At 71.1% G+C, this 24,364-nt stretch carries 24 protein-coding genes; 10 read left to right on the top strand and 14 right to left on the bottom strand.

Features of this window, described 5'->3' with window-relative positions:
• Nucleotides 1-123 precede the first annotated feature (123 nt).
• From QFZ82_RS08290 to QFZ82_RS08270, 5 genes are all read right to left on the bottom strand, one after another.
• On the bottom strand, nucleotides 124-3,084 hold the full coding sequence (locus QFZ82_RS08290) for a DUF5682 family protein (protein ID WP_307712525.1): 2,961 nt from the start codon (nucleotides 3,082-3,084) through the stop codon (nucleotides 124-126).
• Nucleotides 3,081-4,202 carry an AAA family ATPase gene (locus QFZ82_RS08285; protein ID WP_307712524.1) on the bottom strand — a complete coding sequence of 374 codons (1,122 nt, stop codon included), beginning with the start codon at nucleotides 4,200-4,202 and terminating at the stop codon, nucleotides 3,081-3,083. Before QFZ82_RS08285 ends, QFZ82_RS08290 begins: the two co-directional genes overlap by 4 nt.
• A gap of 75 nt (nucleotides 4,203-4,277) precedes the next feature.
• Nucleotides 4,278-5,711, bottom strand: a complete 1,434-nt coding sequence (locus tag QFZ82_RS08280; protein ID WP_307712523.1) for a VWA domain-containing protein — start codon at nucleotides 5,709-5,711, stop codon at nucleotides 4,278-4,280.
• Complete coding sequence (locus QFZ82_RS08275) at nucleotides 5,708-7,111, bottom strand: hypothetical protein (protein ID WP_307712522.1); 1,404 nt, start codon at nucleotides 7,109-7,111, stop codon at nucleotides 5,708-5,710. Before QFZ82_RS08275 ends, QFZ82_RS08280 begins: the two co-directional genes overlap by 4 nt.
• Nucleotides 7,111-7,629: a hypothetical protein gene (locus QFZ82_RS08270; protein WP_307712521.1), complete on the bottom strand. Its 519-nt coding sequence runs from the start codon at nucleotides 7,627-7,629 to the stop codon at nucleotides 7,111-7,113. Before QFZ82_RS08270 ends, QFZ82_RS08275 begins: the two co-directional genes overlap by 1 nt.
• 200 nt (nucleotides 7,630-7,829) lie before the next feature.
• Here QFZ82_RS08270 and QFZ82_RS08265 point away from each other — a divergent pair, with 200 nt between their 5' ends.
• The 6 genes from QFZ82_RS08265 (at nucleotide 7,830) to rbsD (ending at nucleotide 14,335) form a co-directional block, all read left to right on the top strand.
• Nucleotides 7,830-8,267 (top strand): DUF2809 domain-containing protein, encoded by a 438-nt coding sequence (locus QFZ82_RS08265; RefSeq protein ID WP_307712520.1) that lies wholly within the window; start codon nucleotides 7,830-7,832, stop codon nucleotides 8,265-8,267.
• A 187-nt stretch (nucleotides 8,268-8,454) separates the two neighbouring features.
• On the top strand, nucleotides 8,455-9,480 hold the full coding sequence (locus QFZ82_RS08260; protein ID WP_307712519.1) for a LacI family DNA-binding transcriptional regulator: 1,026 nt from the start codon (nucleotides 8,455-8,457) through the stop codon (nucleotides 9,478-9,480).
• The gene (locus QFZ82_RS08255) at nucleotides 9,477-11,012 is read left to right on the top strand and encodes a sugar ABC transporter ATP-binding protein (RefSeq protein ID WP_307712518.1); all 1,536 of its coding nucleotides are present in this window, start codon (nucleotides 9,477-9,479) and stop codon (nucleotides 11,010-11,012) included. The genes QFZ82_RS08260 and QFZ82_RS08255 overlap by 4 nt, the downstream gene beginning before the upstream one ends.
• Nucleotides 11,002-12,945: a substrate-binding domain-containing protein gene (locus QFZ82_RS08250; protein ID WP_307712517.1), complete on the top strand. Its 1,944-nt coding sequence runs from the start codon at nucleotides 11,002-11,004 to the stop codon at nucleotides 12,943-12,945. Before QFZ82_RS08255 ends, QFZ82_RS08250 begins: the two co-directional genes overlap by 11 nt.
• A gap of 104 nt (nucleotides 12,946-13,049) precedes the next feature.
• Nucleotides 13,050-13,949 (top strand): ribokinase, encoded by a 900-nt coding sequence (locus tag QFZ82_RS08245; protein ID WP_307717661.1) that lies wholly within the window; start codon nucleotides 13,050-13,052, stop codon nucleotides 13,947-13,949.
• A complete protein-coding gene (gene rbsD / locus QFZ82_RS08240; protein WP_307712516.1) occupies nucleotides 13,946-14,335 on the top strand; it encodes a D-ribose pyranase in 390 nt (129 codons plus the stop codon). Before QFZ82_RS08245 ends, rbsD begins: the two co-directional genes overlap by 4 nt.
• Before the next feature lie 12 nt (nucleotides 14,336-14,347).
• Here the strand turns inward: rbsD and QFZ82_RS08235 are convergent, their stop codons facing one another.
• From QFZ82_RS08235 to QFZ82_RS08220, 4 genes are all read right to left on the bottom strand, one after another.
• On the bottom strand, nucleotides 14,348-14,518 hold the full coding sequence (locus tag QFZ82_RS08235) for a hypothetical protein (protein ID WP_307712515.1): 171 nt from the start codon (nucleotides 14,516-14,518) through the stop codon (nucleotides 14,348-14,350).
• A gap of 215 nt (nucleotides 14,519-14,733) precedes the next feature.
• Nucleotides 14,734-15,459: an SMI1/KNR4 family protein gene (locus tag QFZ82_RS08230; protein ID WP_307712514.1), complete on the bottom strand. Its 726-nt coding sequence runs from the start codon at nucleotides 15,457-15,459 to the stop codon at nucleotides 14,734-14,736.
• Nucleotides 15,456-16,112, bottom strand: a complete 657-nt coding sequence (locus tag QFZ82_RS08225; RefSeq protein ID WP_307712513.1) for a hypothetical protein — start codon at nucleotides 16,110-16,112, stop codon at nucleotides 15,456-15,458. Before QFZ82_RS08225 ends, QFZ82_RS08230 begins: the two co-directional genes overlap by 4 nt.
• A 167-nt stretch (nucleotides 16,113-16,279) precedes the next feature.
• Nucleotides 16,280-16,828 (bottom strand): NUDIX hydrolase, encoded by a 549-nt coding sequence (locus tag QFZ82_RS08220; RefSeq protein ID WP_307712512.1) that lies wholly within the window; start codon nucleotides 16,826-16,828, stop codon nucleotides 16,280-16,282.
• Between the two features lie 184 nt (nucleotides 16,829-17,012).
• On the opposite strand from QFZ82_RS08220, the gene QFZ82_RS08215 reads away from it, so the two are divergent.
• Complete coding sequence (locus QFZ82_RS08215) at nucleotides 17,013-17,567, top strand: M23 family metallopeptidase (RefSeq protein WP_307712511.1); 555 nt, start codon at nucleotides 17,013-17,015, stop codon at nucleotides 17,565-17,567.
• Nucleotides 17,568-17,600: 33 nt separating this feature from the next.
• Here the strand turns inward: QFZ82_RS08215 and QFZ82_RS08210 are convergent, their stop codons facing one another.
• A complete protein-coding gene (locus QFZ82_RS08210; RefSeq protein WP_307712510.1) occupies nucleotides 17,601-18,404 on the bottom strand; it encodes an N-formylglutamate amidohydrolase in 804 nt (267 codons plus the stop codon).
• Nucleotides 18,405-18,615: 211 nt separating this feature from the next.
• On the opposite strand from QFZ82_RS08210, the gene QFZ82_RS08205 reads away from it, so the two are divergent.
• Nucleotides 18,616-19,065: a DUF6336 family protein gene (locus QFZ82_RS08205; RefSeq protein ID WP_307712509.1), complete on the top strand. Its 450-nt coding sequence runs from the start codon at nucleotides 18,616-18,618 to the stop codon at nucleotides 19,063-19,065.
• Nucleotides 19,066-19,224: 159 nt separating this feature from the next.
• Here QFZ82_RS08205 and QFZ82_RS08200 read toward each other — a convergent pair whose 3' ends face one another.
• Nucleotides 19,225-19,389: a hypothetical protein gene (locus tag QFZ82_RS08200; RefSeq protein WP_307712508.1), complete on the bottom strand. Its 165-nt coding sequence runs from the start codon at nucleotides 19,387-19,389 to the stop codon at nucleotides 19,225-19,227.
• A 268-nt stretch (nucleotides 19,390-19,657) separates the two neighbouring features.
• On the opposite strand from QFZ82_RS08200, the gene QFZ82_RS08195 reads away from it, so the two are divergent.
• On the top strand, nucleotides 19,658-20,362 hold the full coding sequence (locus QFZ82_RS08195) for a DUF4190 domain-containing protein (RefSeq protein WP_307712507.1): 705 nt from the start codon (nucleotides 19,658-19,660) through the stop codon (nucleotides 20,360-20,362).
• Between the two features lie 111 nt (nucleotides 20,363-20,473).
• Here QFZ82_RS08195 and QFZ82_RS08190 read toward each other — a convergent pair whose 3' ends face one another.
• Nucleotides 20,474-21,034 (bottom strand): DUF397 domain-containing protein, encoded by a 561-nt coding sequence (locus QFZ82_RS08190; protein ID WP_307712506.1) that lies wholly within the window; start codon nucleotides 21,032-21,034, stop codon nucleotides 20,474-20,476.
• Between the two features lie 272 nt (nucleotides 21,035-21,306).
• Here QFZ82_RS08190 and QFZ82_RS08185 point away from each other — a divergent pair, with 272 nt between their 5' ends.
• Complete coding sequence (locus QFZ82_RS08185) at nucleotides 21,307-21,762, top strand: ATP-binding protein (protein ID WP_373429253.1); 456 nt, start codon at nucleotides 21,307-21,309, stop codon at nucleotides 21,760-21,762.
• A 191-nt stretch (nucleotides 21,763-21,953) separates the two neighbouring features.
• Here the strand turns inward: QFZ82_RS08185 and QFZ82_RS08180 are convergent, their stop codons facing one another.
• Nucleotides 21,954-23,360, bottom strand: coding sequence for a DUF6177 family protein (locus QFZ82_RS08180; RefSeq protein ID WP_307712505.1), 1,407 nt, complete (start codon nucleotides 23,358-23,360; stop codon nucleotides 21,954-21,956).
• 697 nt (nucleotides 23,361-24,057) lie between these two features.
• On the bottom strand, nucleotides 24,058-24,345 hold the full coding sequence (locus tag QFZ82_RS08175; protein ID WP_307712504.1) for a hypothetical protein: 288 nt from the start codon (nucleotides 24,343-24,345) through the stop codon (nucleotides 24,058-24,060).
• Between the last annotated feature and the right edge of the window lie 19 nt (nucleotides 24,346-24,364).

The following is a 24,364-nucleotide window of genomic DNA, read 5'->3' as shown; positions in this document are numbered from 1 at the left end:
CTTCGCGGAGCCGGCCGTGGACACGGCTGCGTCGCCTTGCGCGGTGAGGGCGCGCACCAGTACGCGAGGCGCTGCCCGGTCGGTGGCCGGGGCCCGAGCGGACCGGGTCCCAGCCGCCGGCCGTCACGTGCCGGCGAGCAGCGACTCCAGCGCCCCGGCCGTCGCAGGATGCCGGGTCGTCAGCGCGGCGCCCGACGGGGACGGACCGGCCGCCGCCGTCCACTCGTCGTCGCAGCCCAGCAGGTCCGCCACCGCGTCGCACGTCCGCGGATGTGCGGAGAGCAACGCCGCGCCCGACGCGGTCAGGGCCTCGGGCTGCGCCCAGCCCTGCGTGCAGCCCAGCAGATCGGCCACCGCGTCGCACGTCGCCGGATGCGCCGTGAGCAGCGCGGCACCCTGGGGGCCGTGCTCCTCGGACTGCGTCCGGCGCGCGGCGAGCGGGACCGGCTGCTGCGCCCGCCACGGCGGCACCCATGCGTCCAGCGCCGCGAGCCGGCCCGGGAAGATCCGTCCGGCCTCGCGGACCAGCAGCGGGGCGAGCTCCGCCGCGTCGGACCGCAGTGTGGTGATCAGAAGCGGCAGCCACGGCAGCAGCACCGCGTCCGGCAACCGCCCGAACGCGTTCGACACCGCCTCCACGACCACGTCCGCCAGCCCCGGCACGGGCCCCAGCGCGTGCACGAAGCCGCTGAGGTAGCGCGGGTAGGAGGGCACCACCAGCGGGTTGTCCAGCAACTCGTCGCAGCGGGCCCGCAGCTCGGCCCGGGACAGGGTGCCCAGCTGCACCTGCGCCGCCCACAGCAGCGCCGTCTTCGACGGGTCGTCGGGGTGCGACTGGGCGACCGCCAGCTCCAACTGCGCCCGGTCGCAGCCCAGCGACAGCGCGAGGCCCTCCATGCTGAACAGGAAACCGAGCATCGCCGCGACCTGTCCCACCGTCGCGTCCTCGTCCCGGAACGCCGTCGGCAACAGCGTGCAGTAGTGGGCGTAACCGGTCTTGACGAAGGACTCGATCCACGCGGGCAGCACCGGCTCGCTGGTGCGGTAGTACGCCAGCAGCGCACGCACCCGGCGCAGCACCTCCGGCGCGCCGTCCACGCTGCGCTCGGCGGCGAGGACCTTCAGCGCGTGGGTGCCGAGCTCGTCGGAGAGGCGGCGGCTGCCCAGGTACAGGGTCGCGTCCTCCACCGCCGCCAGCACCGTCGCCGTGGTCGCCTGCGGCCCGTACGCGTCGCGCCGCAGCCGCTGCTCCAGGACCTGCTCGAGGCTGACGCCCTCGTAGCCCAGCTCGATGAGGGCCCGCTGGTGGGTGCCGAGCGCCAGGTCCCACGACTCCTGGATCGAGCGCTCGCCGAGCCGCCGCTCGCCCATGATCGGCCGTGCCGCACCGTGCGGCATCAGGCGCCGCAGCATCCACAGGACATCGGAGCACGCCCGGAGTTCCGGCCGGGAGGCCATGTCCAGCAGTGCCCGTCCCACGCCGCGCTGCTCGAGCTTCATCCCCAGCGGCGCGAGCCGGTCGTACACATCGCGTGCGAGCGGCGGCAGCGACTCGTAGCCCACCTGGCCGATCCGGTCGCCGCCCATCATGATCTCGACCAGGCGCCGCACGTCCCGCCGCCCCGGGACGCGGTCCTTCTCGATGCAGGTGACCGCGGCGTCCTGGAAGTCGTACGGCGTCGGCTTGGCCCGGTCCCGCATGCCGGCCAGCAGGATCGAGGTCTCGAAGACCGCGATGGCGTCGGCGGTGGAGGCGAGATAGCCGTTGCGCCGGGCCGCGCGCACGATGTCCACGGACCAGCCGAGCAATTCGGCCTCGTCCAGGCCGTCGAGCACGGGCGGTCGGCGCAGGAAGCCGGTCAGCCGGTCCTCGGACGCGGATTCGGGCACCGGGACGACGACCGCGGGGGCCGCCGTCTTCCTCCCGGTGGTCTTCTTCGCCGAGGACTTCCTGGCGCCGGCCTGGCCTGCCAGCCGGTACGGCTCCACACGGGTGCGCTTCAGGCCCTTCGTCCACTCCGTCGCGGCGATCGACACCGAGCCCGCGGCGAGGCCGAACTGCGCCTCGATCGCCGCGTGGCTGGACGGGATCAGCCCGTACTGCCACGTGGTGGCGGTACGCGGGGAGATCGTGAACGTACCGGTGCCGCCGTGCACGCCGAACTCCTCGACGCGGCTGGCCGCGTGGAACGCGCCGCAGACGTACAGGCAGTCCGCCGGATCGGTGCCCGTCGCCGCCAGGTGCTCGCGCATCCGGGTCCACATGTACCGTTCCCGGTCCTCGTCGACACGGACCCGGGCCTCCTCGCCGGGGGCGAGCCGCCGGAACAGGCTGCCGATGAGGAGCATGACCTGGCGGTAGGTGTCGTGATCGCTGTTGCCGAGCGGCACCTCGACGTACTGGTGCCACCACTCCGACCAGTGCCGCACCTTGCCGTGGCGCAGCAGATGCTCCTCCAGTTCGGCGAAGCGCGGGCGCAGGTCGCCGATCTCGACGCCGACGGCCTCGCCGTGCAGCGCGGCCTCCGCCTCCGTCTCCGCTGAAGGGGCGCCGGCGCTCTGCCCGCCCTCGGCCGCGGGCTCGGGCATGCGCTCGCCGCGGGTGTCCCACTGGAAGACGTGGTCCGAGGACCGGTCGACCAGGACCAGTTCGACGCCCGGGGTGTCGAGGGCGTACGAGATGGCCTGGTACTCGGCGGACGCCTCGGTGATCGGCGCGACGACCGACAGCGGGGCCCATTCGGCGGGGAAGCCGTCGACGTCGCCGGCGAACGCCTGCAGTGCCACCGGCAGCCGGCAGTTGCGCAGCTCGGTCAGGAGCGGCGCCAGGTCCTCGCACAGCTCCAGATAGACGACCTTGGGCTGCTTCTCCCGCAGGCGGCGGGCCATGGCGAGCGCCGAGGCGGGGGAGTGGTGGCAGACGGGGAAGATCTCCAGCGGCTCGCCCACCGCGCGGTCGACGTCGTCGACCATGCCGAGGAGGATGCTCTCCAGGGCGTCGGGCCCGCCCGCGAACGTGGCCGCGGCGTCCTGCAGTTGCCCGCGCAGCGCGGCGAACGTGCTGTTCTCGTCGGGGCCGCTCATGACAGCGTGGCGATCGCGTCGCGGCCGCCCTCCAGGAACTCGGGCCAGGAGCCGCCCTCCTCCTTGCTGCGCGGCTCGACGACGCCGTGCAGGTACTTGTTGAGGATGGCCAGGTCCTCCGGCTCGCGGCGGGTGAGGGAGCCCACGAGCGAGGAGGCGAGGGTGCGGGCGGTGAGGGTGCGCTCGCCGAAGAAGTTGCTGTGCAGGACGGCGTCCTCCAGCACGCCGATCTGCTCGGCCGTCGACAGCGCGGACTCCAGCTTCTCGTCGTCGCTGCCGGCCGCGGCGGCGGACGCCCGCAGGTCGGCGAAGCTCTGCAGCAGGACGTCGAGCAGGGTCGGCGGCACGTCCAGGTCGAGCGCGTGCCGGCGCAGCAGTTCCTCGGTGCGGAAGCGGACGATCTCCGCCTCGCTCTTCCTGTTCGTCACGACCGGGATGCGGACGAAGTTGAAGCGGCGCTTGAGCGCGGAGGACAGGTCGTTGACGCCCCGGTCGCGGCTGTTGGCCGTGGCGATGATCGAGAAACCGGGCTTGGCGAAGACGATGTTGTCACTGCCGCCGCTCTCCAGTTCGGGAACGGAGATGTACTTCTCGGAGAGGATGGAGATCAACGCGTCCTGGACGTCGCTCGTGGAGCGGGTCAGCTCCTCGAAGCGGCCGATGGCACCGGCCTCCATCGCGGTCATGATCGGCGAGGGGATCATCGACTCCCGCGACTGGCCCTTGGCGATGACCATGGACACGTTCCACGAGTACTTGATGTGGTCCTCGGTGGTGCCGGCCGTACCCTGCACCACCAGCGTGGAGTTGCGGCAGATCGCGGCGGACAGCAGCTCGGCCAGCCAGCTCTTGCCGGTGCCGGGGTCGCCGATGAGCAGCAGCCCGCGGTCCGAGGCGAGGGTGACGATCGAGCGCTCGACGAAACTGCGGTCGCCGAACCACTTCTGCGAGATCTCCCGGTCCAGGCCGTCGGAGCGCTCGGAGCCGAGAATGAACAGGCGGACCATCTTCGGGGACAGACGCCACGAGAACGGCTTCGGGTTGTCGTCGATCGACTCCAGCCAGTCGAGTTCCTCGGCGTACTTGATCTCGGCGGGGGCGCGCAGCAGGTCGGACATGAAGGGAAAGCCTTTCCGTACGGTGATCACGAAGAGACGTGTGTGAGGACGTGCAGGGAGACGTACGTCCGGTGATCAGGTGAGAAACGTCTTGAGCTCGTGCACGAGCTTCTTGATGTGGCCGGAGATCACCGGCGTGCCGAGGTCCTTGAACCGCTCCCGGAACCACGGGTTGACGCTGCCGCGGCCGGAGCTGGTCACCGAGCCCACCGGGATGAACTTCGCCCCCGAGCGGTGGACGGCGGCCATGGACTCGAACAGCTCGGCGTGGCGCCACTCGTAGAAGTCGGAGATCCACACCACGACGGTGTTGCGCGGTTCGGCGATCTTCGGCTGGGCGAGCGCCATGGCGACGGTGCCGTCGGTGCCGCCGCCCAGCTTGGTGCGCAGCAGCGTCTCGAACGGGTCGTGCGCCCAGGGCGTGAGGTCCAGCGCCTGTGTGTCGTAGGCGATCAGGTGCACGTCCACCTTCGGCAGACCGGCGAATATGGACGCCAGGATGGTGCAGTTGACCATCGAGTCGACCATGGAGCCCGACTGGTCCACCACGACGATCAGCCGCTGGGGCGTCGTCTTGCGGCTGGTGTGCCGGTAGTAGAGGCGGTCGACGTAGAGCCGCTCCTCCTCCGGGTCCCAGTTGGTGAGGTTCTTCCAGATGGTGCGGTCCAGGTCGAGGTTGCGGAAGACGCGCTTGGGCGGGACGGACCGGTCGATCTCACCGACCGTGGCCTTCTCCACCTGGGTGCGCAGCACTTCGGTGACCTCGTCGACGTAGCGGCGGATCAGCGCCTTGGCGTTGGCCAGGGCCACCCCGGAGAGATTGTTCTTGTCGCGGAGCAACTGCTCGATCAGGGACATGCTCGGGGTCAGCCGGGCGGCCAGCTGAGGGTCGGCCAGCACCTCCCGCAGGTGCATGCGCTTGACGAGACCGGCCTCGATGGAGCCGAGTTCCGGGCCGATCGCGGGGATCAGACGGCTGAGGTCGGGCGTACGGCCGCCACCGCCGGTACCGGTCGGACCGACGCCCCCGCCGGCCCCCGCAGGGCTCGTACGGCCCACGCCGCCGCGCCCGCCCCGCAGTTCACCGGGCCGGCAGCCCAGCGCACGCTCCAGCCAGCCGGCGTCGGACTGCCAGCGGGCAAGTTGCTCGGCGGTGACGGTCCCCGGGGCGGAGGCGAAGACGTTCAGCAGCACCTTCGACGCGAGCGCCGCGCGGCGCACCTCTGCGGCCCGGTCCCGTGCACCGTCCTCCTCCGGCTCGGGAGCCATCAGCCCGTCGAACTCGGCGGCCAGCTCCGGGTGCCGCTGCACGACGGAGTCGACGGACGCCCCCGGGTCGAGCAGCGCGGACGGCAGGCCGATGTCCTCGACCACGGCGAGACTCGCCGACTCGAGGGCCGCCTGCTCCTCGTGGTCGAAGAGGCGGGCCAGCAGACGCCAGTACAGCACCTGGCGCCGGTTGTCGTACGGATCGGGTGCGGGGGCCTGCCCTGCGGTCTGCCCGGTCATTTCCGCAGCAGCTTTCCGGCACGCTCGCGCAGCACCTTGACGGCGTCGGTGGCGGCCTTCTCGGCCCGCACCCCGGCTTTGTCGGTCGTACCCCCGGCCCAGGCCCCGGCGTGCACGGCGACGGCCTTCTTCCGCACCGTCCGCTCCACGGCGAGCGGCTGGAGAAGGAACTCCCCGGCGTCCCACCGCAGCAGTCCGATGCACGCTGCGGACGAGGCGACGGCCTCCGGGGTGAGCGGACCGGCGGCCGGGACGCGGTCGGTGTCGACCGGGATACGCTGCCCGGCGACCTGGAAGGCGACCGTGCCGTCGTCCTCCTCCACCGCGTACCCCTCCAGCAGGACGGGCACGGCGATCCGGGCCGGGTGCCGGTCGAGCGGCGAGACCGGGAACGCGGTCGCGGCGGGCAGCGCCACCCGGGCGGTCGCGAAGATCTCCGCGGGCTCGCCCATGCGGGCGCGGGCGTCGTCCCATATCAGGTCGCCCTCGGCGGTGACGGGCATCGCCTCGACGTCCATGACGCGGCCCTCACCGACGGCGGTCAGCAGGGACATGTGCGGCCGCAGCAACTGCCACAGGCCCGCACCGACGACCGTGTCGGGCTTCGGCGCGGACACCGAGGCCCGCACGAGCCGGGGCGCACCGCCGTCCGACGGCTCGAACACCGCGTGAACCTGGGCCTGTACGGCGGTGGCGTGCTCCTGCACATCGACGCCGATCGGCAGCAGCCGACCCGTCGCCTCGCCCATGGCGGGGGCCAAGGCGGCCCCGGGCAGCGTCAGCAGCATGGCGCGCGACCACAGGTCCGCCCAGCGGCGCTCCGGCACACGCTCCAGGGCCGCTCCCGGGCAGGAGGCAGCCAGTTCGGCGGCGAAGCCGTCGAGCAGTGTGGCGAGGCGGCGCAGCGCCGGGTCGGGCAGCATCGCGGAGACCACGGGCGCGGCCCCGGCGACCAGTTCGTGGTCGATGCCCCGCCAGCCGGCCCGCGCCAGGTCGCACAGCCAACTACGGGCGGCAGCATGCAGATTGACCGCGTGCTCCGCGCCGTCGCCCGAGGCTCCGGCTCCCTCCGCGCTCTCCTCGGCCCGGGGCCGCCCGGTGGCCTCCTCGGCGCGGTCGGCCAGCGCGTCGTGCACGGAGCCGAGCAGGGCGGTGCGGGCGGCGGCGAGCGCGACGAAGTGATCCTCGCCCGCGGCCCCGGCAGCCGCCTTCTCGGCCGCCTCGGCGACCCGAGAGGCCAGCGGAGTCCCGGCGACGGCATCGGCCAGCGCGACCAGCCCACCCGCCTGGGCGGGCTGCGGACGCAGCAGACCGGCGACCAGTACCTCGTCGAATGCGTCCACGGCCGCGAGGGCCTCGTCGAGCCCGTCGACGGCGTCGGTCAGCAGATCGGCACGCATCAGGCCACCGCCCTCGTCGTCGGGAACCACTGCATCTCGGGCAACGGAGCGGTGGTCGGCGCCAGTTCGAGATACGCCAGGTGCCGCAGGAACCGGCTGAACACCTGCGCCGCCGCCGAACTGCCGTCCTGCGCGGGGCGGGTGGCGGTCATGGCGTCGGTGACGGAGTCCGCATCGGCCGCCTCGCCGGAGACCTCGACCTTCAGGTACCGGGCCACGCGCTCGACGCCGTACTGGAACACGGCCTCAGCGATGAGCGCGCGTATGTGGTTGCAGAACCAGCCGCGCGTCCCGCCGCACGGACGGTTGTTGTTGGTGCTGCACGTGAACGCGTACGTCGTCGACTCGACCGACGACACGTACACCCGCCCGATGTCGGACCCGCTGGACACCACACCCTGCAACCGCCCGTCGGCCAGCTCCACGAACGGCACCTTGGAGAGCTTCCGCGGCCGCGCGGCCGGCACCGTCCGCGCCGTACTCGACTTCTCCCAGACCGACAACGCACCATCTCCCATGCATGCGAAAGGGGGCGTTCACGCCACCTCGGCGGAACGAGATCGAATGTATCGGGGGCCACTGACAGTGGGCTTCGACGTCGGCCCCTCGGGGTCCTCTGGGGCTGCGCAGGGTGTGTCGGGTCCGCTTCTTCCGTCACGAAACGCGCTCGGGGGCAGCAGCCGTGAAGGATGTTCAGGACGCCCGTAGGGTGATCGGCATGAGCTTTCAGGGGCTTGGCGGGCCGGGGCGCATGCGGCTGGTCGCGGTCGCGGCGGCGGCCCTGACGGTCGCGGCGGGACTCGGAGTCAGGGCTTTCGCACACGGCGGCGTCGCCAAGTACGCGGGGGACGCGCTGTACACCGTCCTGATCCTCACCCTCGTCCTGTTCGTGGCACCCCGGTCGCGGCCGGTCCTCGCCGCCGGCGCGGCGCTGGTGTTCAGTTGTGCGGTCGAGGTCCTGCAGCTCACCGGCGCTCCCGCGGAGCTGTCCCGGCACAGCGTCGTCGCCCGCCTCGTCCTCGGCTCCACTTTCAACGCGCCCGACCTCTTCTGGTACGCCGTGGGTGCGGCCCTGGGCTGGTGCGTCCACAGCTCGCTCCTCCGCCGGTCGGGACGGCCGGGCCGGGCCGCCGCTTCGTCCGCCGCCCGGGCGTAGCGGCGCTCGGCGAGCCCCCGGGTTGCCGCGCTCATCTGAGCGGCCTCGTCACGATCTGATCTCGCTCTCCGTCCGAACTCTTGCATTCCGGCCATGTAATCGTTTCCATACAGCCTTGTAATCGTTTCCACGGGTCCGTGCGGTCCTGGTTCGACGCTCACGGAATCCACAAGGAGGTGGTCCGGACATGGCCGGCATCAAGGATGTCGCCGCTGCGGCGGGACTGTCCGTCGCCACTGTCTCGCGCGCCCTGAACAACCACCCCTCGGTCAGCGCCGAGGCCCGCGCCCGCGTCCTCGCCGCCGTCGCCGCCCTCGGCTACCGGCCCAACGCCGTGGCCCGGTCCCTGCGCACCGACCAGACCCGCACCCTCGGGCTCGTCATCAGCGACGTCCTCAACCCGTACTTCACCGAGCTCGCCCGCTTCGTCGAGGAGGAGGCCCGCGCCCTCGGCTACAGCGTCATCATCGGCAACGCCGACGAACGCCCCGAGCTCCAGGACCACCACGTCCGCACCCTGCTCGACCGGCGCATCGACGGCCTCCTCGTATCGCCCGCCGACGGACGCTCCCCGCTCACCCTCGACGCCGCGCACGGCGGCACGCCCATGGTCTTCCTCGACCGCTGGCTCCCGGGCGTCGACGTCCCCGTCGTCCGCGCCGACGGCCGCGCGGCGATCCGGGACCTGGTCGCCCACCTGCACGGCCTCGGCCACCGCCGGCTCGCCATCATCGCCGGCCCGGCGGCCACCACCACCGGCCGCGAACGCGTCGAGGCGTTCCGCGAGGCGCTGAGCGAGCACGGGCTCCCGCTTCCCGACGACTTCATCGGCCAGGGCGACTTCCAGGCCGCGAGCGGCCGCCGCGCCACCGAGCGCTTCCTCGACCTGGCCGAACGCCCCGACGTCGTCTTCGCCGCCGACAACCTGATGGCACTCGGCGCCCTCGACGCCATCCGTGCCCGCGGCCTGCGCGTGCCCGAGGACATCGGCCTCGCCGCGTTTGACGACATCCCGTGGTTCGTGCACACCGACCCGCCGATCACGGCCATCGCCCAGCCGACCGCCGAGCTCGCCCGGGCCGCCGTCCGGGCCCTGACCGCCCTCATCGAGGGCCGTCCTCCCGAGTCGGTCACCCTCCCCGCCCGTCTCGTCGTACGCCGCTCCTGCGGCGAACCCCCCTCGAACGACCCGAACCAGAGGAGCACCGTGTGAGCAGCCCCGACGCGTTGCTGCGCATCGAAGGCATACGCAAGACGTTCCCCGGAGTCGTCGCGCTCGACGCCGTCGACTTCGACCTGCGCCGCGGCGAAGTACACGTCCTGCTCGGCGAGAACGGCGCCGGCAAGAGCACCCTCATCAAGATGCTCTCCGGCGCCTACCGCCCCGACGCCGGCCGCATCGTCGCCGACGGGTGCGAGGTCCGCATCCACGGTGCCCAGGACGCCGAACGGCTCGGCATCGCCACCATCTACCAGGAGTTCAACCTGGTGCCCGACCTGACGGTCGCCGAGAACATCTTCCTCGGCCGCCAGCCGCGGCGCTTCGGGATGATCGACCGCAGGAGGATGGAGGCCGACGCCGAAGAGCTGCTCCAGCGCGTCGGCGTCGACGTCTCGCCGCGGGCGCGCGTACGCGAACTGGGCATCGCCCGGCTCCAGATGGTGGAGATCGCCAAGGCCCTCAGCCTCGACGCCCGCGTCCTGATCATGGACGAGCCGACCGCGGTCCTCACCTCCGAGGAGGTCGACAAGCTGTTCACCATCGTGCGGCAGCTGCGCGACGAGGGCGTGGGCATCGTCTTCATCACCCACCACCTCGAGGAGATCGCCGCACTCGGCGACCGCGTCACCGTCCTGCGCGACGGCCGGTCCGTCGGCCAGGTGCCCGCCTCCACACCGGAGGACGAGCTCGTACGGCTCATGGTCGGACGCAGCATCGAGCAGCAGTACCCGCGCGAACGCCCCGAGACCGGGCAGCCGTTGCTGTCCGTCCGCGGCCTCACCCGCGGCGGCGTCTTCCACGACGTCAGCTTCGAGGTACGGGCGGGCGAGGTCGTCGGCCTCGCCGGGCTCGTCGGCGCCGGACGCACCGAGGTCGCCCGCGCCGTCTTCGGCGCCGACCCGTACGACGCCGGAACCGTCGACGTCCTCGGCACCACCCTGCCCGCCTGCGACGTGAACGCCGCGATGGGCGCGGGCATCGGCCTCGTCCCCGAGGACCGCAAGGGCCAGGGACTCGTCCTCGACGCCTCCGTACAGGAGAACCTGGGCCTGGTGACCCTGCGTGCGGCCACCCGCGGCGGCCTCGTCGACCTCAGGGCGCAGCGCACCGCCGCCGCGAGGATCGCCGAGCAGCTCGGCGTCCGCATGGCGGGCCTCGGCCAGCACGTGCGCACCCTCTCCGGCGGCAACCAGCAGAAGGTCGTCATCGGCAAGTGGCTCCTCGCCGACACCAGAGTGCTGATCCTCGACGAGCCCACCCGGGGCATCGACGTCGGCGCCAAGGTCGAGATCTACCAGCTCATCAACGAACTCACCGCCTCCGGCCACGCCGTCCTCATGATCTCCAGCGACCTGCCCGAGGTCCTCGGCATGAGCGACCGCGTCCTGGTCATGGCCCAGGGCCGGATCACCGGTGAACTCCCCGCCGACCAGGCGACCCAGGATGCCGTGATGGCCCTCGCCGTCTCGGCCCCCACGACGAACACCGCGGTGAAGGAAGAGGAGGGCCCCCGTGGCCACTGACACGCTGAAGAACGACACGGGCGCGGGCGGCGCCTGGTCCGTCCGCCGCATACTCCTCGACAACGGCGCCCTGACCGCCCTCGTGGTCCTGGTCGCCGCCATGTCGCTGCTCTCCGGCGACTTCCTGACCACGCAGAACCTCCTCAACGTCGGTGTCCAGGCCGCCGTCACGGCGATCCTCGCCTTCGGCGTCACCTTCGTCATCGTCTCCGCCGGCATCGACCTGTCCGTCGGCTCCGTCGCCGCGCTCTCCGCGACGGTGCTCGCCTGGACCGCCACGTCCGAAGGCGTCCCCGTCTGGCTCGCGGTCGTCCTCGCCGTCGCCACCGGCCTGGCCTGCGGTTTCGTCAACGGCGCCCTCGTCTCGTACGGCAAACTGCCGCCGTTCATCGCGACGCTGGCCATGCTGTCGATCGGCCGCGGCCTGTCCCTCGTCATCTCGCAGGGCAGCCCCATCGCCTTCCCCGACTCCGTATCCGTCCTCGGCGACACCCTCGGCGGCTGGCTCCCCGTCCCCGTCCTCGTGATGGTCGCCATGGGCCTCGTCACGGCGCTGATCCTGGCCCGCACCTACATCGGCCGCTCGATGTACGCGATCGGCGGCAACGAGGAAGCGGCCCGCCTGTCCGGCCTGCGCGTCAAGCGCCAGAAGCTCGTCATCTACGCCCTGTCCGGACTCTTCGCCGCCGTCGCCGGCATCGTCCTCGCCTCCCGCCTGGTCTCCGCCCAGCCGCAGGCGGCCCAGGGCTACGAACTGGACGCGATCGCCGCGGTCGTCATCGGCGGCGCCAGCCTCGCGGGCGGCGTCGGCAAGGCGTCCGGCACTCTGATCGGCGCGCTGATCCTCGCCGTCCTGCGCAACGGCCTCAACCTGCTCTCGGTGTCCGCCTTCTGGCAGCAGGTCGTCATCGGCGTCGTCATCGCCCTCGCCGTCCTGCTCGACACCGTCCGCCGCCGCGCCGGCGCCACGCCCGTCCCCGCGGGGGCCTCCGGCGGAGGCGGGAAGCGCGGCGCGATCCAGCTCGCCGTCGCGGCGGTCTGCGTCGCCGCCGTCGTCGGCGCCGTGTCGCTCCTCAACCCCGGCTCCTCCTCCACCACCACCAAGGTGGGCATGTCGCTGTCGACCCTCAACAACCCCTTCTTCGTGCAGATGCGGGAAGGCGCGGAGGCGGAGGCCAAGGCCGCCGGAATCGACCTCACCGTCACCGACGCCCAGAACGACGCCTCGCAGCAGGCCAACCAGCTTCAGAACTTCACCAGTTCCGGCGTGACCTCCGTCATCGTGAACCCGGTCGACTCCGACGCCATCGGCCCCGCCGTGCGCGGCGCCAACAAGGCGGACATCCCGGTGATCGCCGCCGACCGCGGCGTCAACAAGGCCGAGACCGCGGCACTCGTCGCCTCGGACAACGTGGCCGGCGGCAGGCTCGCCGCGAACACCCTGGCCGAACGCCTCGGCGGCAAGGGCCGGATCGTCATCCTCCAGGGCACGGCCGGCACCTCCGCCAGCCGCGAGCGCGGGGCCGGCTTCACCGAGGGCATCAAGGCGTACCCGGGCATCCAGGTCGTCGCCAAGCAGCCCGCCGACTTCGACCGCACCAAGGGCCTCGACGTCATGACCAACCTGCTCCAGGCCAACCGCGGCATCACCGGCGTCTTCGCCGAGAACGACGAGATGGCCCTCGGCGCGGTCAAGGCGCTGGGCGGCAAGGCGGGCAAGGGCGTCGCCGTCGTCGGCTTCGACGGAACGCCCGACGGGCTGAAGGCGGTCGAGGCGGGCACGCTCTACGCGTCGATCGCCCAGCAGCCCGCCGAGCTCGGGAAGATCGCCGTGCGGAACGCGGTCAGGGCGGCGCAGGGCAAGGACGTCGAGCACATGGTGAAGGTGCCCGTGAAGGTCGTGACGCAGAAGAACGCGGCCGACTTCTCGTGACGCACGACAGCCAGATTCTCGTGACGCACGACAGCGAGATCCTTGTGGCGCACGACAGCGAAGGCACGTCTCCCGTGACGCACGACAGCGAAAGCAGGACAGGAATGTACGACTACGACCTGCTGGTCGTCGGGTCGGCCAACGCCGACCTCGTCGTCGGCGTCGAGCGCCGCCCCGGACCCGGCGAGACCGTCCTCGGCTCGGACCTGGCCGTCCACCCGGGCGGAAAGGGCGCGAACCAGGCGGTCGCCGCCGCCCGGCTCGGTGCGCGGACCGCGCTGCTCGCCCGGGTCGGCGACGACGCCCACGGCCGGCTGCTGCTCCAGTCGCAGCGCGATGCCGGGGTCGACACCGACGCCGTGCTGACCGGCGGGGCGCCCACCGGCGTCGCCCTGATCACGGTCGACCCGTCGGGCGACAACAGCATCGTCGTCGCACCGGGTGCCAACGCCCGCCTGACCCCGGCCGACGTCTGGGCCGCGAGCGGCCTGCTCGCCCGCGCCCGGGTGGTCTCGCTCCAGCTGGAGATCCCCCTGGAGACCGTCGCCGAGGTGGCCCGTTCGCTGCCGCCCGCCACCCGGCTCGTCCTGAACCCGTCCCCGCCCGCACCCCTGCCCGCCGAAGTCCTCGCCGCCTGCGACCCCTTGGTGGTCAACGAACACGAGGCCGCCTTCGTCCTGGGCCCGGCGGCCGGTCCCGAGCCCGAGGACCGGGCGAAGGCACTGCTGGAACTCGGCCCGCGGTCGGTGGTGATCACGCTCGGGGCAGAGGGCGCGCTGGTGGCCTCCGCTGCCGGAGCCGTACGTGTCCCGGCCCCGAAGGCCGACGCGGTGGACACCACCGGGGCCGGTGACGCCTTCACGGCCGCGCTCGCCTGGCGTATCGGACAGGGCGACGACCTGGTCAGGGCGGCCGGGTTCGCGGCGCGCGTCGGCGCCGTGGCTGTCACGAGGAAGGGCGCCCAGGAGTCGTACCCGACGGCGGAGGAGGTCGCGGACCGGTGAAACGCTCCGGCATTCTCAACCGCCATCTCGCGGGAGCCCTGGCCGAACTCGGCCACGGCGACACGCTCCTGGTCTGCGACGCCGGGATGCCGATCCCGGCGGGGCCGAAGGTGGTGGACCTTGCGTTCGTCGCCGGCGTCCCGTCGTTCGCGGACGTGCTCGACGGCCTCCTCGCCGAGCTGGTGGTCGAGGGCGGGACGGTGGCCACCGAGGTCCGCACGGCCAATCGGGATGCGGCGGCCCTGCTGGAACGGAGCCTCCCAGCCCTGGGCTTCGTCCCGCACGACGAACTGAAGGCGCTCTCGGCGGATGCCCGCCTGGTGGTGCGGACGGGGGAGGCGCGACCATACGCGAACGTGCTGCTCCGCTGCGGCGTGTTCTTCTGACCGGGCCGCCGCTCAGCGGGTCGCCTCGGCGGCCCGGAGAACCACCGCCGCCAGGCGGCGGTTCTCCGCCGCGCCGCCCCCGGTGGCGAAGGAGAACCGCCGACGGGTGTAGCCGTAGGCGACCTCGCTGCGCGGATCGGCGAACGACACGGCCTGGAGTCCCTCGGCTACGTCGAACGCCACCCCGATCCGGCGGACCGCCGGGCCGAACCGGTGGTCCCGACGGAACGCGGACTGGACCGGATGGCACGCTCCGACGCCATCCCGTCCGCGATCGAACGGCGCCATGCGAAGGCGATGGGGGAGGCGGCGTACGCGGAGTTCAAGCGCGTGCACCGGGACGTCGTCAGGGCGCAGGGGAGTGGCGGAACGTCTGAACGTCTGCCGGCCGGCGACGCTCAGCAGACCCAGGGCCCGGGCAACTGCGCACGGATGAGGTCGAGGTGCGCGGCGGTCTGGCCGCCGGCGTGGACCCAGGAGTGGTTCGCGAGCCCGTCGCGCCGGAGCACGCGGCCCGGGGCGGCGTACCAGCGCAGGGGCGACTCGTCGGCGCCCGTCCACAGCGGGTGGTCGGGCAGGTCGACGCGCCGGTACTCCGCCTCCAGCACGGGCAACAGGTCGTCCGGCAGCTCGCACGCGTCGTACCGGTGATCCGACGCCAGGAGCGTCTCGGTGAGGACCAGCTCCACCCACGCGGTGGACATCCGGTCCAGGTAGGGAATCCATCCGTCGGCCGACTCCACGACCACCGGCGGGTCGTCGTCCGCGATCCGGTCCATCGGGATGCCCCACGACGCGCAGTCCTGGTTCTCGCGGCGGAAGACGAGCACACCGCCGTCGGAGTCGTCGTCGACGTACAGCCCGGCCGGGGGCACGAGCGGATCCTGTCCGGTCGTCAGGTCGGACCGCCGCCCGAGCAGCGTGTACCCCTCGCGCAGAGCTCGGGGCAATACGAGCCCCAAGGCACCCTCGGCGGCCGCCAGTTCGCCCTCGGGGCTGCCGTCGCCGTCACGCAACGGCCGCCCGGTCCACGCGGCGGCGAAGTCCCGCACGAACCGCCAGGCATGTTCGCGCCCCGCCACGCCGCCGCGCAGCGCGCCGGCGACGTCGAACGCGGGGGTCACCGGCCGGGGTAGCCCGTCGCGGCGACCTCCGCCGCGACGCCGGCGAACGACGCCCGCGGGTTGAGCCGCGCCACGACGTCCTCGGTCAACGGGCGCTCCTCATATATGTGGCGCACCGCCTTGATGTCGACGGGCTGCTCGTAGTACTCCTCGGCGAACGACTGGAAGGCCTCCGGCGTGGGATCCACCAGGAGTTCGAACAGCCAGCCGGAACCGTCCGGATCAGCCTCACCCTCGGGATACTCGACGGGGCCCGTGTGCCACCGGTCGTCGCCCGTCTCACGCCACAGGCACGCGGTCACCCGTGGCATGTCCTCGTCCGAGAACGCCGGCTCCTCGACACAGGACCGGAAGACCTCGGGCACCGCGTCGACGACCCCGGGCCACGGCACGTCATCGTCATACGGACTCATCGGCGACTCGTGGTCGAAGCCGCGTATGTACGCCCCCGCCGGTGAGAAGACGACGTCGAACTCGTCGCCGCCGCCGTTGCGCATCGAGAAGACCTCCTCCGTCTCCGACCAGTCCGCGTCGAAGGAGTAGGTGCGGTAGTCACCGGGATTGAGCACGGCCTCGGCCACGGCGACGGCCCGGCACAGCCTGCGCAGGGCGGGAATGTCGGGGAGGGCGGCGGCAACGTCGTGAACGGTCATACGGCCATCAAAGCGCACGCCACTGACAATGCCGCTCTCGTCCTGCGCGGTGCCGGCGCGCAGGGGGCCAAGAGGTCAAGAGGGCCAGGGGGCCTGCACGCCCCCGGCCAGGCCGTCGCGCGTCACCCTGCGTCCAGGCCACGCCAGGAGGGTGGTGCCGAGGGCGATCAGTCGCCGGGCCGGTCCCTGTCGACGGGGTAGCCGTGAAACGCCTTGTCCCGCAGGCCCGGCGACGGCCGCCAGCTGTCGAGCACGGCGGCCGACGGGGCGAACAGCGGCTCGGGCAGGGCGTCCAGCGGCCACCACTCCCAGCCTGCGATCTTCTCCGGTTCACGCACCTTGGCCGTGCCCGACGCCGCTGCGACCAGCGCCGCGGCGGTGACCCGGGTGACCCCGCGCGTGCCGTCCACGAGGACGGCGCCGATCCGGACGCCGTCGGCGTCCGCCCGCAGACCGGTCTCCTCTGCCAGCTCGCGGACCGCGGCGTCCTCGAACCTCTCCCCGGGGTCGACCTTGCCGCCGGGCAGTTCCCATACGCCGTTGTGCCCGAGCCCGAGCAGCACCCTCCCGTGAAGGGCAGGAGCGGCAACGCCGTCGTGGTGCTCCCGCAGGTCCGCGCTCCGAGCGTCGAGCACGACGACACCGACGCCGACGAGCCCGTTGGGAGTGGGGAAGGCACGCTCGGGCCGTTCCACGGACTGCGCGCCACCGTTCATCCGGCTGCTCCTTCGTTCTCCGCCGATACGTAGCGGAATGCTGCCAGACCGGACCTCCGGCCGTGGAAGGGCGGGTCGCAGGGCGCCGAGACGGAGTCGTGATTTCCTCAACTACCTTGTTTTATTGGCTAGTTGAGAGGGAAACCAAGTCTGGTCAGGTCGTTCACGACAACGGGGGTACACGATGCGCCATGCCAACAAGGTCCTGCGCAGGATCGCCGCCACGGCGAGTGCGGTGGCAGCGGTCGCGGGCATCGGCCTGGTGGGAGCCCCTCCCGCCGCAGCCGTCGACTACTACTACGAACTGCCCTACCCGTCGGGCGAGTCCTACAGGGTGACCCAAGGGCCGGAGGGCACGTACTCGCACACCGGCCCGTACAACGAATACGCCTGGGACTTCGGGCTCCCGGCGAACTACGAGGTCTCCGCCGCGCAGGGCGGCACGGTCCTCGTCTCCGACTGGTCGCCGTACTGGCAGAACGGCATCGAGGTCATCATCCGCCACTCGAACGGTCAGTGCACGCACTACGCGCATCTCAACCGGGCCATCTACAACACGGGCGACTGGGTCCCGCAGGGCCGGATCATCGGCTGGTCAGGCGCCACGGGAGCGGCCAACGGAGCGCACCTGCACTTCCAGGTCATCAACTGCAACACACGCGTCGGCATCCCGGCCACCCTCCAGGGCTGGACGCCGCCCACGGGTTCGTGGCCGGTCAGCGTGAACACACGCGCCTGAGAACCGGGGCGCGGCAGACAAGGAAGAGGTCGGTCAGCCCAACGAGCCGACGGCCTCCACAAGGCCGGCCAGGGCATGACCGAGCGCCTCCAGACCGGGCCCTGCCGCGCCACCCGGTTCCTTCATATACACGTCCCGCCGGATCTCGATCATCAGCGCGCTGACACGCTCGTCCCGCCCGTAGTGCTTCAGCGGCACGTACGTCCCCGCGAACGGACTGTCCGTCCCGATTCCGCCGAAACCGGCAAACGCCGTGCGCGCCGCGTCCAGCAGTCCGGCCGGCGTGTGGACCGGGTCCGTCCCGAGGCAGATCGGCGGCCGGGGCCCGTCTCCGTGCAGCTCGTACGGCAGGGGCACGGTCGGGTACGAGTGCACATCGATGACCACGGCGCGCCCGGCGGCGGCGAGCCGTGCGTCGACGGCCGCGGTCATGGCGGCGGCGTACGGCTCGAAGTACCGCCGGACGAGGCCGCTGCCGTCGTGCCCATCGGGCCGCAGGACCTCTCGGTGCGTGGTCCGCGTGTAGACGGCGCCCATCCCGACGGCGAGCATCTCCTCCCGCTCGTCGGGGAAGCGCTCGGGGTCGATCACCAGCCGGGACAGCTGGTTGACGAACCGCCAGGGAGCGACACCGGCAGCTGCGGCCGCCGCGGCGGCGATCTCCGCGGTGTGCGAGTCGGTGATGTGGTCGAGCTCCCGCTCCAGCGCCTCATCGTCCAGCACGATGCCGGCGCGGACGTCGGCGGGTATGGCGCGGGAGGAGTGCGGGACGTGCAGGATGACGGGCGAGTCGGGGGCACCGGGGAGGAGCTGGAAGGACGTCGAGGTGTCGTTCACGCGGAGTTCCTTGCAAGTGGTGTGGATCGAACTCGGGGAGGCAAGCGCGCCTCCCCACCAGGGGTGGGTCTGCCCGTGAGGTAGCGGGCGACCTGGGAACGACTCTAACGGGAGGGTCCGACACAGGGCCCCGGCCTGGGGACGACGGTGAGGACGTGCGCGACCAGGGCCCCCGCATCGCCCTGCGAACGCGCCCGGGTAGCGTGCCCGCATGACGCGCACCCTGAGACCCGGACCGGAGCCGACCCCTGCACCGACGACCGACGAGGACGGCGTAAGGCTGCCGCGACTGCGCTTCAAGGACGTGGTCGTACGCGGAGCCGTGCAAGGGATCGCCGCCGTGGTCCTGCTGGCCGTCGTGTCACTGTTCGTCCCCGACCACCACGACCGCGAGACGTTCCTGGCCGTCGTGGCGGGGTTCGCGATGGTCGGCTCCGGGGTGTGCATCGTGTTCGGGGGCTTCTTCTGGGCCGTCTGCGGGGGCGATGTCAGACGCTGGTGCGACTGGCGAACCATCACCGGCCAGACGGAGGCCGTCACCGTCATGGGGCCGGCGCTCTTCCGTCTCGGCGTGCTCGCGCTTGTGCTCTTCCCCGGCGCGTTCGGCCTCTACGAGGTGGTCGACAACGCGCCGTACGACAGCTGGATGTACGGGGCCTGAGCCGGGCCGGCCTGGCGTTGCTCGCGACCCCGGCGCCCCTGAGCGCGTCAATTCAACCGACACGCCCGCCTCCACGAGGAACGGACTCGGCTGCCCCGTCCACGAGACGTGCAAGCTGTCCCGCGCTTGCGCCGTCCCTGTCGCCGCGGCGGCCTTCCCTCAGCGACTCTCCTCCTCGTTGTACATCAGCGGCCGTCGGGCCACCGCACCCGGCGGCTCGGTCACGACACGGCCGGCGAAGGCGTCCACCGTCGTGATGCCCCCGCGGTCCAGCAGACGCGGGTCGTCCACCATGGAGTTGAGAGCGGAGCGGAGCGAGATCACGAGGGCGTCCGTGTTGCCCAGCGCCTGCCGATACCAACCGTAACGATAGGCTGTGCGCCGAACATGTCAGATAACTGACGTTGTTTTCATGTCATGCTTTGCTTTCTGGGCTTGCGATGGGGTGGGGTTCCTCGTCGTCTGGTTAGAGGGTGGGGGCTCGTGCATTCGCGGCTGGTCAAACGGCCAGGTCGTGCACACGTCAACTACCTGTTGATCGACCCGGCTGTGCGCCGGGGTTCATACATCACATCCCGTGGGGGGATCTTCCATGTCTTACGTTCAGCCGACCGGACCAGTTGTCGACGGCGGTCAGCCGGCCAGGAGCAACGGCCTGGCCACGGCCGGCCTGGTGCTCGGCATCATCGCGGTGATCTTCAGCTTCATCCCTCTGGTCAACGTGATCGTGTGGCCGCTCGCGATCCTCGGCCTCATCTTCGGTGCCATCGGTCTGGCCAAGTCCGGGAAGGTCGGAAAGGGCAAGGGAGCGTCGATCACCGCCCTGGTCACCTCGCTCGTCTCGGTGGTGATGTTCTTCGTCATGAACGCCGTGTTCGTGTCCGCGGTCGACGAGGCCGTCAAGGAGACGCAGAACGAGCTCGACAAGTCGTACGACTCGGCGAAGGTTGACGACGACGGTAACGCCAAGACCGGCGAGGGCACGGATGAGAACCCGGTCCTGAAGGACTTCCGCCTCTCCAAGTGCGATGTCACCACCTCGGAATGGGGCAGCAAGGAGCTCGCGCTGCACATCGACTACACCAACAACGGTGACCGCCGGTACTCGTACTTCCTCGAGGGCGAGGTCCTCGCCGACGGCAAGAAGATCAGCGACTTCCTGTCGACCGCGGAGAACCTGGCCCCCGGCCAGACCTTCAAGGACGAGGATGCGGGCGTCCTGGTGTCCTCCGACAAGCTCGAGGGTGCGAAGAAGCTCGAATGCAAGGTCATCGAGGCCAACCGCCACGACTTCTGAGCTGCTCCACCGCCGGGCGGAAGATACCGGCGAACCAGTAGTTCGGCGTCACCGCAGCCACCGTACGGGGCGGCTGCGGTGACGCCCTTCGTGCGGATTCAGGCAGGGTGCTCAGCCTTCGATGGCGTACCGCACGAAATCCGCCCAGCCGGTGTGGCTCACGCTGAGGTGGGGGAGCGTGACGTTCTTCGAGTCGCGTACAAGCATGGCGCGCTCGGTGACGACGCCCTCGATGCAGGCGCCGCCCTCGCCACTGCTGTGGGTGCTCTTGAACCAGGCGAGGTCGGCGGACTCGGTGCGCTGATGAGTGCTCATTCTCCCAAGATCTTGCAGGAACGGCTCGGCCTCCAACTTGGCGTAGCTCCTGAACCACGCAGGATGCTTCACCCGCGCCCGAGCCTTCGCTCGCGCCACGTCCTCCTTCGCCGCCCGCAGCAGCCCGCCGGCAACCAGCAATTCGTCCGCCGCCTCCAGGAACTCCGCCTGCGGTGTCCGGCGGCCGCGCTCCAGCGAGCGGATCAGCTCCTCGCTGTAGCCGAGCCGTTCGCCCAGCTCGCGTTGCGTCAGCCCCGCCCGTTCCCGCAGCAGCCGCACCTGGCGGCCGATGACGCGGAAGAGGCCTGCCGCGTCTTCCGTCTCGTCGTTGTCGTCCGCCGGCCCCGTGAGCTCCATGCCGTACCGCCCCGTCTCCCGACCGAACCCGCAGCCACCACCAATGCCGAGACGGTACGCAACTCACCTTGTACCGGGGGCCGCATCCGCAGGCTATGACCTGGCATCCCGCAAGCGGGCGGAATCGCGGATGCGGCACCCCCCACGTGTGCAGTCCACGGCCCGGCCGACCGTGCACGCCGGTACGGGAGGGCCGCCGGGACCTGTACGCACCAGGTGCGTACCCCCGTCGTTGCTGGTCAGCGCGGTGGCGTGTCGCCACGCTGAATGGTGTGAAGAGCGAATCCGTACAGACCAACATGCCCCAGCAACCAGGCACGTCCGCACGGCAGTTCACCCAACTGCTCAGCGCTACACGGCGCGGCGCCCGCCTCGCCCGGCTGCTCACCATGGAGCAGATCGTGCAGTGGGGATGGCCGCGCGACGGCGAGCGTGCGGAAGCCGCAGAGGTCGTCGTCGCCGAACTCGCCACGAACGCGGTCGTGCACGGGCGTCTGGCCGGCCGTGGCTTCCGCCTGGGTCTGATGCTGCTTCCCGACGCCCGCTTGCGGATCGAGGTCAGCGACCCGCGGGGTGACCGGCTCCCTGCCGCATCCCCCGTCGCCGACGAGGGCGGGCGCGGGTTGATGATCGTGGACGCACTGACCGACGGCTGGGGTGTGCTGCCGTATCCGCCGTCCGGAAAGACGGTCTGGGCGGAAGTCGCCCTTGTCCGTCGAAGGGCGTGACCGCAGCCGGAAGCGTCGCCGCCCTCCTGGGAGCCGTCGCGGCCAACCTCGAATGTCGAGGAAGCCCCGGGAGAGCCCCTGCCGTGTGATGCCGGGATGATTCGCCCCGCGCGACGCGGCGACGGCGCCGCTGCTGCGAGCCGCCTCCTGTCGGAGCCCATGGACGGCGCCGGTCAGGTTCCCTCGGAAACTCATCGGCCCCTCTTCAAGCGGGCGTTGAGGTGGTGGAGGTGCTGCCAGGCGGTGGGGTCGGTGCCATCTCCGAGCGTGTAGTGCAGGGCGGGACGGGCGGCGGGGCCGAGTCGAGTCGGGCGCGGGTGCTGGACGGATTCGGCGTGGGTGCGGCCGATGGCGTGTACGGCGTCGGGGCCGAGGGTGAAGGAAAGGGGGACCGGGGGCGGTTCGTGGTGGGGCGGGGTGGTCAGGTCTGCCCGGGCGGGGCGCAGGTACGTGAGCATCGAGGTGAGGTTGTGCCGGGTGGCGAGTGCCTCGGCCAGTGCGGGGAGGGCATCGAGGGCCGGCGTCTGGTCCTTGGTGTGGCCGACGGCGAGGGTGATGTGTTCCTCGACTCCGCCCGGGGTACGGGTGATGCGGCAGGTCGCGATCGCCGGCCGGTTCGGTGTGCCGACGGCGACGAGCCAGGTGGGGGCGGCCTTCTTGGCGCGGGTGCGGGCGAGTTCGGTGAGCTGTCGCGGTGACCAGGGGAGGGTGACGGGTTCGGCGGTGGCCCAGCCGGCGGGTGGGGCGCCGGTGAGCGTCCGCCAGGCGGTTTCCAGTGCGTCGCCGAGGAGGAGGTCGTCGGTGGCGGGGTGGGTGGTGCGGATGGAGACCTGGAGCTGTCTTTCGCCCGGGGCGTCGGTGCTGGCGTGGAAGGTGTCCGCGATCGGGGCGTCGCCGTCCGTCGCGGGCAATGGGGTGAAGCGGCCCTCGTGCCAGTGGAGTACGGCGCCCGTGAGGCCGTCGTAGCAGCCGCCGTCGGGGTCGTGGACGATCCAGCGGGCGGGGACGTTGGTCAGCAGGGTGCGCGTGGGCAGGGTCAGCCGGGTGTCGGGCGGGGTGACGATCTGCAGTTCGCGTCCTGATGGAATGGTGGCCTGCAGCAGGTCGGTGAGCCAGGTGGTCGCGGCGACGACGGGGCGGTCCTGGAGGATCACGGCGGCCCGCAGTGTGAGGACGTCGACGGCGAGGCGTTCGTCACCCGAGCCGTCGTGCTCGGCGGGCGGGATGGGTACGACGTCGGTGTGCGCGGCGTCGGCCGGCCAGGTTGACCCGCCCAGCAGCGAGGTCAGCCGCCCGGCCACTGACCCGGCCAGCCGCCCCGCTTCCGCGACCGCCGCTGTCGCCCGTACCTCGGTCCACCACACGGGCGCCTCGGCTCCTGCCTCCCTGCCGAGCAACCGGCTCACTTCGCCCGGCACTTGGACGAGCACCGGTATCTCTACGGTCGCGACCGGTTGTCCGCCCTGCGTGCGCAGGCGGACGACGGCCCCCTCGGCGCTGCTGTCCACGTGGAGATCGGGGCCACCGGCGTAGAGGCCGGCGAGCACGCTACGGGCATCGGGCATGCGGGGGGTAAGGGCGATGACGTCCTTGGTCACGAGCTTCCTTGGTGTTGCCACGGCGACAGAGACGAAGGTGCGGTCGGCCAAGTGCCGACGACGCGGGAAGTCGCGCGGCCTTGCCGGCCCCTGAGCCGGCCTTGGGCGCCGCGCCCAGAACTCAGCGCTCAGGGGCAGACCATAGAAGATGGCCGTGGTGCGGGCCGATTGCGTAGACCCAGGCGCCTGGCACCTCGGCAGCCTGTGCACGTACTACATCTGACATCGATGGCACCGGCGGCAGGAACTCATCCAATGCTGCGCCCCCTGCGTCGCCTATGTGCAGCCTCTTGCTCATCCACGCTCGCGAGTCGCCAACGATCTCCGGAGGGTACGCCTTCAAAAATGTCCACTGTTTCAGGCCGGTCTTTCAGTGACCAACGATATGCCCGTCGCCCACCACCCATCTCAAGAGCCATCCTGCTGGGATAGACATCCAGGCATGCTCCCTCAAGAGCGGGTATCAATCCCCGGGTTTCCAGGTCCCGCCTGACCTTCACGAGCGCTTTGAAAATATTCCATGCCGCATGTTTACGACATGGGAACCGTGTGATTTGCACGGTGTAGGCAATCCCCGAGGATTTTGCCACGAGGTTTCCAGCGGCTTCTCCCGCCCCCGAGATCAAAAAAATCTCCTTACCGTAAAGAATCTCGGCCTCACTTGACACGTTTACCCTCGGGGAGATAGTTTGATTCGTCATTCTGGTGGAATGGGCGGGCCTTCTGAACCTTCGAACAAGTAGGCATAGAGATTCTCCAGATAGAGCCGCAATGTGGCCTTGTCGGCGAACTCAATGTCCGTGAGACGCTCATACTCGGCCACGCCAAAGGAATCATCGGCAAGGGCTTTCGTGAACCCATCACGAACTGCCCTGACATACGATTCGCTGAAGCCCATCAGAGTGGGACGCACATATCCGCTCGTGTCGTATGCCTGCTCCAGGTCCAGATAGGTTTTGAAAAATCCCTCGAAGTGATCGTCCATTCATCCCCTCTCTTGCGAG

This window comes from Streptomyces sp. V4I23, from assembly GCF_030817975.1.
In the GTDB taxonomy this organism is placed as follows: domain Bacteria; phylum Actinomycetota; class Actinomycetes; order Streptomycetales; family Streptomycetaceae; genus Streptomyces.
The sequence above is the reverse complement of the archived record's forward strand: the minus strand, read 5'-3'. Positions and strand labels throughout refer to the sequence as shown.

Excerpts from the sequence above, each read along its gene's own strand:
- QFZ82_RS08280 (WP_307712523.1), bottom strand. The coding sequence starts at position 5,711 with ATGACCGGGCAGACCGCAGGGCAGGCCCCCGCACCCGATCCGTACGAC.
- QFZ82_RS08215 (WP_307712511.1), top strand. The coding sequence starts at position 17,013 with ATGCGCCATGCCAACAAGGTCCTGCGCAGGATCGCCGCCACGGCGAGT.
- QFZ82_RS08275 (WP_307712522.1), bottom strand. The coding sequence starts at position 7,111 with ATGCGTGCCGATCTGCTGACCGACGCCGTCGACGGGCTCGACGAGGCC.
- QFZ82_RS08245 (WP_307717661.1), top strand. The coding sequence starts at position 13,050 with ATGTACGACTACGACCTGCTGGTCGTCGGGTCGGCCAACGCCGACCTC.
- QFZ82_RS08195 (WP_307712507.1), top strand. The coding sequence starts at position 19,658 with ATGTCTTACGTTCAGCCGACCGGACCAGTTGTCGACGGCGGTCAGCCG.
- QFZ82_RS08175 (WP_307712504.1), bottom strand. The coding sequence starts at position 24,345 with ATGGACGATCACTTCGAGGGATTTTTCAAAACCTATCTGGACCTGGAG.
- QFZ82_RS08220 (WP_307712512.1), bottom strand. The coding sequence starts at position 16,828 with ATGAACGGTGGCGCGCAGTCCGTGGAACGGCCCGAGCGTGCCTTCCCC.
- QFZ82_RS08190 (WP_307712506.1), bottom strand. The coding sequence starts at position 21,034 with ATGGAGCTCACGGGGCCGGCGGACGACAACGACGAGACGGAAGACGCG.
- QFZ82_RS08285 (WP_307712524.1), bottom strand. The coding sequence starts at position 4,202 with ATGTCCGACCTGCTGCGCGCCCCCGCCGAGATCAAGTACGCCGAGGAA.
- QFZ82_RS08290 (WP_307712525.1), bottom strand. The coding sequence starts at position 3,084 with ATGAGCGGCCCCGACGAGAACAGCACGTTCGCCGCGCTGCGCGGGCAA.
- QFZ82_RS08260 (WP_307712519.1), top strand. The coding sequence starts at position 8,455 with ATGGCCGGCATCAAGGATGTCGCCGCTGCGGCGGGACTGTCCGTCGCC.
- QFZ82_RS08225 (WP_307712513.1), bottom strand. The coding sequence starts at position 16,112 with ATGACCGTTCACGACGTTGCCGCCGCCCTCCCCGACATTCCCGCCCTG.
- QFZ82_RS08270 (WP_307712521.1), bottom strand. The coding sequence starts at position 7,629 with ATGGGAGATGGTGCGTTGTCGGTCTGGGAGAAGTCGAGTACGGCGCGG.
- QFZ82_RS08205 (WP_307712509.1), top strand. The coding sequence starts at position 18,616 with ATGACGCGCACCCTGAGACCCGGACCGGAGCCGACCCCTGCACCGACG.
- QFZ82_RS08265 (WP_307712520.1), top strand. The coding sequence starts at position 7,830 with ATGAGCTTTCAGGGGCTTGGCGGGCCGGGGCGCATGCGGCTGGTCGCG.